Source organism: Amycolatopsis sp. NBRC 101858, assembly GCF_030269325.1.
Lineage (GTDB): Bacteria > Actinomycetota > Actinomycetes > Mycobacteriales > Pseudonocardiaceae > Amycolatopsis > Amycolatopsis ponsaeliensis.
The window spans coordinates 698,172-712,802 of record NZ_BSTD01000003.1 but is presented as its reverse complement, the minus strand read 5'-3'; the positions used below and the strand labels follow the sequence as shown (position 1 = coordinate 712,802).

The 14,631-nt window shown below is 74.2% G+C and carries 1 protein-coding gene; it reads left to right on the top strand.

The genetic code is table 11. The annotated features are described in order from the left end of the window. Window positions 1–14,337, top strand: coding sequence for a type I polyketide synthase (locus tag QSK39_RS26525; RefSeq protein ID WP_285480529.1), 14,337 nt, complete (start codon window positions 1–3; stop codon window positions 14,335–14,337). Window positions 14,338–14,631 lie beyond the last annotated feature (294 nt).

The following is a 14,631-nucleotide window of genomic DNA, read 5'->3' as shown; positions in this document are numbered from 1 at the left end:
GTGACCGGAAAACCTTCCCAGGAGCGGACGCAGATGCGCAACGAGGACAAGCTCCGTGACTACCTCAAGCGGGTCACGGCCGATCTGAAGCTGGCCAACCGCCGCCTGCACGACTTCACCGAGCGCCGCGCCGAACCGATCGCCGTGGTGTCCATGAGCTGCCGGTTCCCGGGCGGGGTGACCGACCCCGAGCAGCTGTGGGACCTGCTCGCCGAGGGCCGCGACGCCGTGTCGCCGTGGCCCGCCGACCGCGGCTGGGACCCGGAGCTCTACGACCCCGACCCCGAGCGGGTCGGCCGCAGCTACGTCCGCGACGGCTGCTTCCTGACCGACGCCGCCCAGTTCGACCCGGCGTTCTTCGGCATCTCCCCGCGCGAGGCCGTCGCGATGGACCCGCAGCAGCGGCTGCTGCTGGAGACCACGTGGGAGGCGTTCGAGCGGGCGAAGCTCGACGCGGCGGGCCTGCGCGGCAGCAAGACCGGCGTGTTCGTCGGCGCCAGCAACCAGGGTTACGCGGGGGGCATGGTCACCGCGCCCGAGGGCCTGGAAGGGCTGCTGCTCACCGGCGGTTCGGCCGCCGTGCTGTCCGGCCGGCTCGCCTACACCTTCGGGCTCGAGGGCCCGGCCGTCACCGTGGACACCATGTGCTCGTCCTCGCTGGTCGCCCTGCACCTCGCGGTTTCCGCGCTGCGCAACGACGAGTGCTCGATGGCCCTGGCCTGCGGTGCGACCGTGATGGCCAACCCCCGCAACTTCGTCGAGTTCAGTCGCCAGCGCGGCCTGTCCTCGGACGGCCGCTGCCGCGCCTTCTCCGCCGACGCCGACGGCACCGGCTGGGGCGAAGGTGTCGGTGTCGTGCTGCTGGAACGGCTCTCCGACGCGCGCCGCAACGGCCACCCCGTGCTCGCGGTCATCCGCGGCACCGCGATCAACCAGGACGGCGCGTCGAACGGCCTGACCGCCCCCAACGGCCTTTCGCAGCAACGCGTGATCGAGGCGGCCCTCGCCAACGCGCGGCTGGCGCCCGAGCAGGTCGACGTCGTCGAGGCGCACGGCACCGGCACCAAGCTGGGCGACCCGATCGAGGCGCAGGCCCTGCAGGCGACCTACGGCCGCGACCGCGACCGGCCGCTGCTGCTCGGCACGGTCAAGTCGAACATCGGCCACACGCAGGCCGCCTCGGGCATCGCCGGCGTGATCAAGATGGTCCTGGCCCTGCGTGCCGGCGTCCTGCCGAAGACGCTGTTCGTCGGCGAGCCGACCCCGCACGTGGACTGGAGCGACGGTGCGATCTCGCTGCTGACCGAGCAGCAAGAGTGGCCCGAGACCGGTGCGCCGCGCCGAGCCGGAGTGTCGTCCTTCGGCGGCAGCGGCACCAACGCGCACGTCGTGCTGGAAGGCGTCACCGACGAACCTTCGGACGCCACTGAGTCCACTGTGGACACCGCGGTGTGGGTGCTGTCGGGCCGGTCCGAAGCGGCTTTGAAGGCCCGCGCGGCGGAGCTGGCGGACCTGCGGGACGTGAACGTCGCCGACGTCGGCTGGTCGCTGGCCGCGACCCGGTCGGCGTTCGAGCACCGCGCCGCCGTGATAGGCGGTGACCTGCTCGCGGGCGTCCGCGAGATCGCCGAATCCGGCGCGGCCGCCGGGGGCAGCGTGGTGGCCGGCGAGGCCCAGGCCGTGGGCGGCACCGTGCTGGTGTTCCCCGGCCAGGGGGCGCAGTGGGCCGGGATGGCCGTGGACCTGCTGGCCTCCGCTCCGGTGTTCGCCGCGCGGATGGCCGAATGCGCCGACGCGCTCGCGCCGCACGTCGACTGGCAGCTCACCGACGTCCTCGGCGACGCGGCCGCCCTCGAACGCGTCGACGTCGTGCAGCCGGTCTCGTGGGCGGTCATGGTCTCGCTCGCCGCGCTGTGGGAGGCCCACGGCGTCACGCCGGACGCCGTCGTCGGGCACTCTCAGGGTGAGATCGCGGCCGCCGTCGTCGCGGGTGCGTTGTCCCTGGAAGACGGCGCGAAGGTCGTCGCGCTGCGCAGCAAGCTGATCCTCGGCCGGCTGGCCGGCCTGGGCGCGATGGCGTCCGTCGCCGCGCCGGAAGCGCAGGTCGAGGCGCTGCTTGCCGACGGTGTCTCGATCGCGGCTGTCAACGGACCCGCGTCGGTGGTGATTTCCGGTGAGATCGCCGCGGTCGAGGAGGTCCTGGCGCGCGCCGAGTCCGAGGGGCTGCGCGTCCGCCGGATCCCGGTGGACTACGCGTCGCACTCCGCCGTGGTCGAAGTCCTCGAAGCCGAGCTCCTGGAAGCCCTGGCGGACCTCGAACCCCGCACCCCGCGAATCGCGTTCGTCTCCAGCGTCACCGGTGAGCCGGCCGAGACGCTGGACGCCGCCTACTGGTACCGCAACCTGCGGCACCGCGTGCGGTTCCAGGACGCCACCAGCACCCTCATCGCCGACGGGCACCGGTTCTTCGTCGAATCGAGCCCGCACCCCGTCCTCGGCGGCGGCATCCAGGAGACCCTGGACGCCGCACTCGACGCCGGTTCGGCGGCCGTCGTCGGCACGCTGCGGCGTGGCGAAGGCGGCTTGACGCGGTTCCTGACGTCAGTGGCGCAGCTGTGGACGCAGGGGCACGACGTCGACTGGTCGGCCGTCTACCCGCAGGCGCAGCCGGTCGCTTTGCCGACATATCCCTTCCAGCGGCAGCGCTACTGGCTCGAAACCCCGGTCGAGGCCGCCTCGGCGGACGACGGGTTCTGGAGTGCCGTCGAGGACGGCGCCCTGACCGAGGAACTGGGCGTCTCCGCGGAAACCCCGTGGCAGGAGGTGCTGCCCGCGCTGGCGGACTGGCGCCACCGCCGCACCGAACTGTCCACAGTGGACCAGTGGCGGTACCGGATCACCTGGCACCCGGTCACCGCGCCCGCACCGGCGTTGGCCGGCACCTGGCTGGTCGTGCACGCGCCCGACGTCTGCCTCGACGCCCTGGAGAAGGCCGGCGCGGTGGTCCGCACCCTGCAGGTCGACGAGGCCGACGACCGCGCGTCGCTGGCCGAGCGGCTGCGGACCGAGACCGACGTCGCCGGCGTGCTCTCCCTGCTCGCGCTCGACGAGAGCGCGCACACGACGCACCCCGTGCTGTCCCGGGGTCTTGCCGCGAACCTCCTGCTCTCCCAAGCTCTCGGCGACGCCGGTATCGGCGCGCCGCTCTGGCTCGCGACGCAGGGCACCGCCGTCGTCGTGCCCGGCGACGAGGCGCCGCGTCCCGGCCAGGCGACGACCTGGGGTCTCGGGCGCGTCCTCGCCCTGGAGCACCCCGACCGCTGGGGTGGGCTCATCGACCTGCCGGAAACGCTGGACGAGCAGGCCGCGACCCGGCTCTGCGCCGCGCTCGCCGGGATCGGCGACGAGGACCAGCTGGCCGTCCGCGACTCCGGGCTGTACCAGCGCCGGCTCCGCCGTGCTCCGGTCCAGGGCACCGCGCCCGAGTGGCGGACCAGCGGCACCGCGCTGATCACCGGTGGCACCGGCGGGCTCGGCGCGCACGTCGCCCGCTGGCTCGTCGGCCGCGGGGCCGAGCACCTCGTGCTCACCAGCCGTCGCGGCCCCGACGCCCCCGGCGCCGTCGAACTGCGGGAAGAACTCGAAGCCATGGGCGTCGAGGTGACGATCGCCGCGTGCGACGTCGCCGACCGCGACGCGCTGACGTCGCTGGTAAGCGGCCTGCGGGAGATCCGCACGGTCGTGCACACCGCCGGCGTCGGCCTGCTGGCTCCGCTGTCCGACACGGACCTGCCGGAATTCGAAGAGGGCGCCCGCGCGAAGCTCACCGGCGCCCGGCACCTCGACGCGCTGTTCGGCGAGGCCGACCTCGACGCCTTCGTCCTCTACTCCTCCGTCGCCGGCGTGTGGGGCAGTGGCGACCACGGCGCGTACGCCGCCGCGAACGCCTACGTCGACGCGCTCGCCGAGAGCCGCCGCGCCCGCGGGCTCGCCGGGACCTCGGTCGCCTGGGGCATCTGGGCCGGTGACGGCATGGTCTCCGACGTCGTCGCCGACCAGCTCAAGTGGCGCGGGATCCCGTTCATGGCGCCGGAACCGGCGCTGCTCGGGCTCGGCCAGGTGCTCGACCACGACGAGCCGTTCCTGGCCGTCGCCGACATCGACTGGGAGCGGTTCGTCCCGGTCTTCACCGCCGCCCGCCCGCGGCCGCTGCTGTCCGAGGTGCCCGAGGTCGCGGCCGTGCTGGCCGCCGAGTCGGAGGTCACCGAGGAGGAGACCGGCGCGGCGGGTGCGTTGCGCGCCAAGCTGTCGCCACTGTCCGAACCGGACCAGGAGCGTGAACTGCTCGGGCTGGTCCGCAAGCACGCGGCCGCCGTGCTCGGGTACGCCGGGCCGGAGGACGTCGACTCCTCGCGCGCGTTCCGGGAGCTGGGCTTCGACTCGCTGACCGCGATCGAGCTGCGCAACCGGCTCACCGCGGCCACCGGCCTGAAGCTGTCCGCCACCCTCGTCTTCGACTACCCGAACGCGACGACCCTCGCCCGGCACGTCCGCACCGAGGTCCTCGGCGCCCCGGCACCCGAAGTGGTGGCGGCGGCCGTCGCCACCGACGAGCCCCTGGCCATCGTCGGCATGAGCTGCCGGTTCGCCGGCGGCATCGGCAGCCCGAAGCAGCTGTGGGACCTGATGATGGCCGAGTCCGACGCCATCGGCGAGTTCCCCGGCGACCGCGGCTGGCACCCGGGCGACCTCTACGACCCCGACCCCGACAGCGCCGGCCACAGCTACACCCGCGCCGGCGGGTTCCTCTACGACGCCGCCGAGTTCGACCCGGGCTTCTTCGGCATCAGCCCGCGCGAAGCCCTCGCGATGGACCCGCAGCAGCGCGTCGTCATGGAAGCCGCGTGGGAAGCCTTCGAGGACGCCGGGTTCGACCAGGCCACCGTGCGCGGCAGCCGCACCGGCGTGTTCGTCGGCGCCAGCGGCCACGACTACGGCCAGCGGCTAAGCGAAGTGCCCGAAGGCGTCGAGGGCCACCTGGTCACCGGCGGCACCGGCAGCGTCACGTCCGGGCGCGTCGCCTACACCTTCGGGCTCGAAGGCCCGGCAGTCACGATCGACACGGGCTGCTCGTCCTCGCTGGTCGCCCTGCACCTGGCCGGCCAGGCGCTGCGGTCGGGGGAGTGCGACCTCGCGCTCGCGGGCGGTGTCGCCGTGATGTCGACCCCGGCGCCGTTCGTCGCGTTCAGCCGCCAGCGCGCCCTCGCCGCCGACGGCCGCAGCAAGCCGTTCTCCGCCGAGGCCGACGGCATGGGCTTGGCCGAAGGTGTCGGCATGCTGCTCGTCGAACGGCTTTCCGACGCTCGCCACCGCGGCCACCGCGTGCTGGCCGTCGTCCGCGGCACCGCGACCAACCAGGACGGCGCGTCCAACGGCCTGACCGCCCCGAACGGCCCGTCGCAGCAGCGCGTGATCCTCTCCGCGCTGGCCGCGGCCGGCCTCGAACCGTCCGAAGTGGACGCCGTCGAGGCACACGGCACGGGCACCACGCTGGGCGACCCGATCGAGGCCCAGGCCCTGATGGCCACCTACGGCCGGGACCGTACGGCTCCGCTGTGGCTCGGCTCGGTCAAGTCGAACATCGGGCACAGCCAGGCGGCCGCGGGCGCCGCGGGTGTCATCAAGATGGTGCTGGCCATGCGGCACGGCGTCCTGCCGCGCTCGCTGCACTCGGAAAACCCGTCGCCGCACGTCGACTGGTCCTCCGGCGCCCTCGAACTGCTCACCGAGGCCACGCCGTGGCCGGACAAGCCGGGACCGCGCCGCGTCGGCGTGTCCTCCTTCGGCGTCGGCGGCACCAACGCCCACGTCGTCCTCGAACACGACCCCACGCCCGAACCGGAGACCGAGCGCGAGCCGGTCGTGGGACCGGTGCCGTGGGTGCTTTCGGCCCGCTCGGCGGCCGGTGTGGCCGCGCAGGCGGAGAAGCTGGCGGTCTTCGGCGCGGCGGACATCGCCGACGTCGGCTGGTCCCTCGCCTCGACGCGGACCGCGTTCGAGCACCGGGCCGTGGTGCTCGGCGACGACCGCGAAGAACTCCTGCACGGCCTGCACGGCCTGGCCACCGGGACGCCGAGTACGTCGGTGATGACCGGCGTCGCGGGTCCGGTGGGGCGGACCGTGTTCGTGTTCCCGGGCCAGGGTGCGCAGTGGGCCGGGATGGCCGTCGAGCTGCTGGACTCGTCACCGGTGTTCGCGGAACGGTTCGCGGAATGCGCGGCGGCGCTGGAGTCCTTTGTCGACTGGTCGCTTTTCGACATGCTGTCCTCGTTGGACCGCGTCGATGTGGTGCAGCCGGTGTCGTGGGCGGTCATGGTTTCGCTGGCGGCGCTGTGGCAGTCCCATGGCGTCTCGCCGGACGCCGTCGTGGGGCACTCGCAAGGTGAGATCGCCGCCGCCGTCGTCGCGGGCGGACTGTCCCTCGAGGACGGTGCCCGCGTGGTCGCGCTGCGCAGCAAGGCGATCGCCGCCGGGCTCGCGGGCCGCGGCGGGATGGCGTCGGTCGCTCTCGGCGCCGAGCAGGTCGAAAGCCTGCTGGCCGAGTGGGCCGGCCGGATCACCATCGCCGCGTTCAACAGCCCGTCGTCGACCGTCGTCTGCGGTGAGCCCGCCGCGCTGGACGAACTGCTCGCCCAGTGCCAGGCGGCCGACATCCGGTCCCGGCTGATCCCGGTGGACTACGCGTCGCACTCGGCGCACGTCGAAGCCATCGAGAGCGAGCTGCTCGACGTGCTCGCCGGGGTCGAGCCGCGCACCGGCGAGGTCCCGTTCTACTCGGCGGTGTCGGCCGAGCCGATCGACACCGCGACTCTGGGTGCCGAGTACTGGTACCGCAACCTGCGGCAGCCGGTGCTGTTCACCCAGACCATCGAGGTGCTCGCGGCGCGCGAGCACACGGTGTTCGTCGAGGTCAGCCCGCACCCGGTCGTCACGTCCGCGATCGCCGAGGCCGTCCCGGACGCCGTCGCGACCGGCACGCTGCGCCGCGGCGAAGGTGGCCTGGCGCGGTTCCGCACGTCGCTGGCCGAGCTGCACGTCCGCGGTGTCGACGTCGACTGGGCCCCGGTGTTCCCGGGTGCCGCGACGATCCCGCTGCCGACGTATGCCTTCCAGCACCAGCGTTACTGGCTGGACGCTCCTGCTCGCGGCGCCGACGCGCTCGACGACGAGTTCTGGGCCGCCGTCGAGCAGGCCGACCTCGAAGCGCTCGCCGCCTGGCGCGACCGGCGGCAAGCCGGGTCCACTGTGGACGGCTGGCGGTACCGGGTCGAGTGGACCCCGCTCGCCGTCGCGACCGGGACGATCGTCCCGAACTGGCTGGTCGTCGCCCCGGCCGGGCACGACGCCCAGGCGCTGGCCGACGGCCTCGGCGCGCGCCTGCTGGTCGTTCCGTCCGATGTGGACCGTGCGCGGTGTACCGAGCTGCTTCGCGAGGCGGGCCCGTGCGAGGGCGTGCTTTCCCTGCTCGCCCTCGACGGCTTCGAAGCGAACCTGACGCTCCTGCACGCCCTCGGCGACGCGGGGATCGAGGCGCCGCTCTGGTGGGCCACCAGCGGCGCGGTCAGCACCGGCGACGCGGACCCGATCCGGGCCGCCGCCCAGGCCTTGACCTGGGGCTTCGGCCGGATCGCGGCCATGGAGTACCCGCAGCGCTTCGGCGGTCTCGTCGACCTCCCGGCCGACCTCGACGCCCGCGTCTTCGCCCGGCTCGCCGCCGTGCTCGGGTCGCCCGACGAGGACCAGGTGGCCGTGCGTGCCTCGGGTGTCTTCGGCCGCCGGCTGGTCCGCGCGACCCCGGCCCGTGGCACGACGACGCCGTGGCAGGCCTCCGGCACGGTGCTGCTCACCGGTGGCACCGGCGGGGTCGGCCCGCACCTCGCCCGCTGGCTCGCCGGTGCCGGCGCCGAGCGGCTGGTCGTCACCAGCCGGCGCGGACTGGACCTGCCCGAGCTGACCGCCGAACTGGCCGACCTCGGCACCGAGCTGACCGTCGCGACCTGCGACGTCGCCGACCGCGACCAGCTCGCCGAACTCCTGTCCGGGCTGCCGGACCTGACCGCGGTGGTGCACGCCGCCGCCGTCCTCGACGACGGCGTCCTCGACGGCCTCACCGGCGAGCGGATCGCCAACGTCCTGCGCCCCAAGGCCGACGCCGCGCGGCACCTGCACGAGCTGACCGCGAACCGCGACCTTTCGGCGTTCGTCCTGTTCTCTTCGCTGGCCGGCACGCTCGGCGGCCCGGGCCAGGCGAGCTACGCCGCGGCCAACACCTACCTCGACACGCTCGCCCGCGAGCGCCGTGCCGCGGGCCTGCCCGCGACGTCGATCGCCTGGGGCGCGTGGGCCGGCGGCCGCGGGGAAGGCCTCGCCGAGCAGGGCCTGCCTGCGATGGCGCCGGACTTGGCGACCCTCGCGCTGCAGCAGGCCCTGGACGAGGACGAGACCGTCCTCGCCGTCGCCGACATCCGCTGGGACCGCTACCGCAAGACCCTCGCCCAGGGCCGGCCGAGCGCCGCCCTCCTGGGCATCCCCGAAGCCGCCGCGCCGGAAGCCGAAGCCGTCGACACCGGCTGGGTGCAGCGGCTGGCGGGCCTCGGCGCGGACGAGCAGCACCGGCTCGTCCTGGAGCTGATCCAGAGCCAGGCCGCGGTGGCGCTCGGCTACCCCGGACCCGAGTCGATCGAGCCCGATCGCGCCTTCCGCGACCTCGGCTTCGACTCGCTCACCGCCGTCGACCTGCGCAACCGCCTCGGTGAAGTCACCGGCCTGCGGCTGCCGGTCACGCTGGTCTTCGACCACCCGACCGCCGTCGCGCTCGCCGGTCACGTCCGGCGTGAGCTGGTCGGAGACGTGGTGACGGAGACCGTCGCCCCGGTGGTCGCGGGTACCGACGAGCCGATCGCGATCGTCGCGATGTCCTGCCGCTACCCCGGCGGCGTCGCCGACCCGGACGACCTGTGGCGGCTCGTCGCCGACGGCGTCGACGCGGTCGGGGAGTTCCCGGCCGACCGCGGCTGGGACGTCGAAGGGCTCTTCGACGCCGACCCGGACAAGCCCGGCACCTTCTACACGCGCGGCGGCGGCTTCCTGCACGACGCGGCCGACTTCGACCCGGCGTTCTTCGGGATCGCGCCGCGCGAGGCACCCGCGATCGACCCGCAGCAGCGGCTGCTGCTGGAGACGTCGTGGGAGGCCGTCGAGCGCGCGGGCATCGACCCGGCGCTGTTGCGCGGCAGCCGGACCGGTGTGTTCGTCGGCTCCAACTACCACGACTACGGCTCCCGGGTGCGGCACGCGCCGGGCGAATTCGAGGGACACCTCGCGACCGGCAGCGCGGGCAGTGTCGCGTCCGGCCGGATCGCCTACACCTTCGGCCTCGAGGGCCCGGCGGTCACGGTCGACACGGCGTGCTCGTCGTCGCTGGTCGCGCTGCACTGGGCGGTCAAGGCCCTGCGCTCCGGCGAGTGCGACCTCGCGCTGGCCGGCGGCGTCACGGTGATCTCCTCGGTCGACACGTTCGTCGAGTTCAGCCGGCAGCGCGCGCTGTCCCCGGACGGCCGGTGCCGCGCGTTCTCCGCGGACGCCGACGGCGCGGGCTGGGCCGAGGGCGTCGGCATGGTCCTGGTGGAACGGCTTTCCGACGCGCAGCGGCGCGGGCACCCGGTGCTCGCCGTCGTGCGGGGCAGCGCGGTCAACCAGGACGGCGCGTCCAACGGCATGACCGCCCCGAGCGGCCCCGCGCAGCAGCGCGTCATCCGCGCGGCGCTGGCCGACGCGGCGCTCACCCCGTCCGATGTGGACGCTGTGGAGGCCCACGGCACGGGCACGACGCTGGGCGACCCGATCGAGGCGCAGGCACTCATCGCCACCTACGGCCAGGACCGCGAACGGCCGCTGTGGCTGGGTTCGGTGAAGTCCAACATCGGGCACACGCAGGCCGCGTCCGGCATCGCGGGCGTGATCAAGATGGTGCAGGCGCTGCGCAACGGCGTCCTGCCGCGCACCCTGCACGCCGAGACGCCGTCGCCGCACATCGACTGGTCCGCCGGGCAGGTCCAGCTGCTGTCCGAACCGGTCGAGTGGGCTGCGAACGGCCACCCTCGCCGCGCCGCCGTGTCGTCGTTCGGGGTCAGCGGCACCAACGTGCACACGATCCTCGAAGAGGCTCCCTCGCTTCCCGCGTCGGAGGAAGTCGTTACTGCGCAACACTTCACCGTCTGGCCGGTGTCGGCCCGGACCGAAGCCGCGCTGCGCGGCCAAGCCCGGCGACTGCTGGAGGCAACCGAGTCCGAAGTGGACGCTGCCGACGTCGCCCGATCGCTCGCCTCTCGCGCGAAGTTCAGCCACCGCGCGGTGGTCGTCGGCGAAAACCTCGGCGAACTGCGCGACGGACTGGCCGCGCTGGCCGCCGACCGGCCCGCCGCCGGGCTGCGGCAGCACACCGCCCGATCCGGCCGCACGGCGTTCCTCTTCACCGGGCAGGGCGCGCAGCGGCTCGGCATGGGCCAGGAGCTGTACGCGCGGTTCCCGGTCTTCGCCGACGCCTTCGACGCGGTCTGCGCACACTTCGACCTGCCCCTGCGCGACGTCGTCTTCGGCGACGACGCCGCCCGGCTCGACCGGACCGGCTTCACCCAGCCCGCGCTGTTCGCGGTCGAGGTGGCGTTGTTCCGGCTGCTCGAATCGTGGGACGTCCGCGCGGACTTCCTCGCGGGCCACTCGATCGGCGAACTGGCCGCGGCGCACGTGGCCGGGGTGCTTTCGCTGGCCGACGCGGCCAAGCTGGTCGCCGCGCGCGGCCGGCTGATGGAAGCCCTGCCCGAGGGCGGGGCCATGGTCGCGATCGCCGCTCCCGAAGACGAAGTCGTTCCGCTGCTGGACGACCGCGTCTCGCTGGCTGCGGTGAACGGCCCGGCAGCCGTCGTGGTCTCCGGCGACACCGAAGCCGTGCTGGCGCTCAAGGACCACTTCACCGCGCTCGGCCGCAAGACCAAGCGCCTGGAGGTCTCGCACGCGTTCCACTCACCGCTGATGGACCCGATGCTCGAGGAGTTCGCCGCGGTCGCGGCCGGGCTGACCTACGAGCCACCGCGGATCCCGATCGCGTCGGCGGGGGACGTCGCGACGCCGGAGTACTGGGTTCAGCACGTGCGGGAGGCCGTCCGGTTCGCCGACAGCATCCGCGGGCTGGCCGCCGAAGGGGTGAACCGGTTCGTCGAGCTGGGGCCGGACGCGGTGCTCGCCGCGCTCGTCCCGGACTGCGCCGGGCCGGCCGAGCTGAGCGTGGGATCGGTGCTGCGCAAGGGACACGACGAAGAGCGGTCCCTGCTCACCGCGCTCGCCGGGCTGCACACCGCCGGTGCCGACGTCGACTGGGCCGCGGTGCTCGCCAGCGGCGGGCACGTCGAACTGCCGACGTACGCGTTCCAGCGCGAGCGGTACTGGCTGGACGTCCCGGCCGTGGCCGGCGACGTCACCGGCGCCGGGCTCAGCGAAACCGGGCACCCGCTGCTGGGCGCGTCGGTCTCCCTCGCCGGTTCGGACGGCGCGCTGTTCACCAGCCTGCTCTCGGCGACGAGCCACCCGCTGCTCGCGCAGCACGTCGTGCTCGGCAGCGTGCTGCTGCCCGGGACGGCGTTCATGGAGCTGGCCATGCACGCCGCGGAGAAGGTCGGCTGCGAACGCGTCGAAGAGCTGACCCTCGCCGCGCCGCTGGTGCTGCCGGAAACCGGCGGGGTGCGGCTGCAGGTCGCCGTCGGCGGGCCCGACCGGTTCGGCACCCGCTCGATCGACGTCTACTCCCGCGCGGACGACGCGATGGAGGACGAGCCGTGGACCACGCACGCCAGCGGCTCGCTCGCCGCGACGGCCGCCCCCGCGGCCGGTGACCTCACCGGCGCCTGGCCGCCGGCCGGCGCCGAGCCGATCGACCTCGACGGGCTCTACGACCGCATCGCGGCCAACGGATTCGACTACGGCCCCGCGTTCCAGGGGCTGCACCGGGCGTGGCGCGCCGGCGACGAGATCTTCGCCGAGGTCGACCTGCCGGCGGAGGAGCGGGCGGAAGCCGAACGCTTCGGCCTGCACCCGGCGCTGCTCGACGCGGCTCTGCACACCGTGGCGCTGCGCGACGAAAGCCGGGCAGTGCTGCCGTTCGCCTGGTCGGGGGTGACCCTGCACGCGGGCGGCGCGTCGGCGCTGCGGGTGCGTGTCACCGGCCAGGGTGACGACACGGTCGCCCTGGCGGTCGCCGACCAGGACGGGCTGCCGGTGGCCACCATCGGCGCCCTGACGCTGCGGCCGGTCTCGGCCGAGCAGCTCGACGTCGCGCGGTCGGCGTACCACGAGTCACTGTTCCGGGTGGGCTGGGTGATGGCCCCGATCACCCCGGTCAGCCACTCGGCGGCCGAACGCTGGGCGGTCGTCGGGCACGACGTCGGCGTCCGCGTCACCAAGGCCCTCGGCACGGCGGGCGTCCCGGTGGAGTCCTACCCGGACTTCGACGCGCTCGGCGCGGCCGTGGCGGCGGGTGCCCCGGTGCCCGAGGTGGTCGTGATGACCAGCGGCCCGCAGCACGACGAGGACGTGGCGCGCGCGGTCCGGACCGCCACCCACGGCGCGCTCGAGCAGGTGCAGGAGTGGCTGGCGAGCGAGCGGTTCGCCGGCTCGCGCCTGGTGTTCGTCACCCGGGGCGCGATCGCGACGCGGGTCGGCGAAGGCATCACCGACCTCGCGACGGCGGCGGTCGTCGGCCTGGTCCGCTCGGCGCAGTCGGAGAACCCGGGCCGGTTCGTGCTGGTCGACCTCGACGACCGCGAAGTCTCCTACGCGGCGCTCCCGTCCGCCGTGGCCTGCGGCGAGCCGCACGTCGCGGTCCGGGTCGGCGCGATCCAGGTGCCGCGGCTCGCCCGCGTCCCGGCGACCAGCCCGGCGCCGGTGGCCGCGTGGGACCCCGAGGGCACGGTGCTGATCACCGGGGCCACCGGGACGCTCGGCACGCTCGTCGCCCGGCACCTGGTGACCGCGCGCGGAGCCCGGCGGCTGGTGCTGACCAGCCGGCGCGGGCCGGCCGCGGAAGGCGCCCGGGAGCTGGTCGAGGAGCTGACGGCGTGGGGCGCGGACGTCACGATGGCCGCCTGCGACGTCGCCGACCGGGACTCGCTGGCCGCGCTGCTCGCGGCCATCCCCGCCGAGCACCCGCTGACGGCGGTGGTGCACACGGCCGGCGTCCTCGACGACGGCGTCGTGTCCGCGCTGACCACCCGCCAGCTGGACACGGCCCTGCGGCCCAAGGTCGACGCGGCGTGGCACCTGCACGAGCTGACCGCCGGGATGAACCTGGCCGGGTTCGTGGTGTTCTCCTCGCTCGCGGGGACGTTCGGTGGCACGGGCCAGGCGAACTACGCGGCGGCGAACGCGTTCCTCGACGCGCTGGCGCACGTGCGCCGGGCGCAGGGGCTGCCGGGGCTGTCGCTGGCGTGGGGCCTGTGGGCCGAGCGCAGCGGCATGACGGGCAAGCTCGGCGAGGCGGACCTGTCGCGGCTGGCCCGTGGCGGCGTCGAGCCGATGCCGTCGGAGGAGGGCCTGGACCTGTTCGACGTGGCGTGCACGCTCGACGAGGCGGTGCTGCTCCCGGTCCGGCTGGTGGTGGAGGCGATGCGCGACCGCGTCGGCGAAGACGCGATCCCGGTGATCCTGCGCAGCTTGATCCGCACCCCGGTCCGGCGCGCGGTCCGGGCGTCGGCGGCCCCGGCCGACCCGGTGGACAGCCTGACCCACCGGCTGGCGGGGATGTCGGAGGCGGAGCGAGACGGAGCGTTGCTGGACCTGGTCCGCACCCACGCGGCGACGGTCCTGGGCTACGCGGGCCCGGACGCGATCGAGCCGGACCGCGGGTTCCTGGAGCTGGGCTTCGATTCGCTGAGCGCGGTGGAGCTGCGGAACCTGCTGGGTTCGGCAACGGGGTTGCGCCTGCCGGCGACGTTGCTGTTCGACTACCCGTCGACAACGGTGCTGGTGGAGCACTTGAGGTCCGAGCTGGTCCCGGACGTCCCGGCGGCGATCCTGCCGGCGCTGGCGGAGCTGGACCGGGTGGAGTTCGCGTTGCCCGAGCTGCTGGCGGACTCGTCGGCGCGCGCGACGTTGGGAACGCGGCTGCAGGAGCTGCTGGCCCGGGTGAACGGAGCATCGGCAACGGCGACGGCGGTGGAGGAGAAACTGGAGTCGGCAACGGACGACGAGATGTTCGCACTGATCGACGAGCTCGACCTGGACTGAGCTCCCGAACGACACGCGCACCCAGGCGGACGACACGGCCGGACCCCCTGCCGGCTTTCGTGTCGTCCGTCCGGGTACGCGTGTTCGCCATCCGGGTACGCGTGTCGTCCGGCCGGGTGCGCGTGTCGTCCGTTCGGGCGTGCCCGGCGCCCGAAAGCCCTCGGCGCGATGCGGGGGATCGGGGCAGCCCACCGGCCGGGCCCCGCCCTTCCCTGGGGGCTGTCCCTGGTCCAGTCTATCGGCCGCCACCGACGAAACCGGCGGAGAAGGCGTTGCCGGGCGCACCTGTCCACA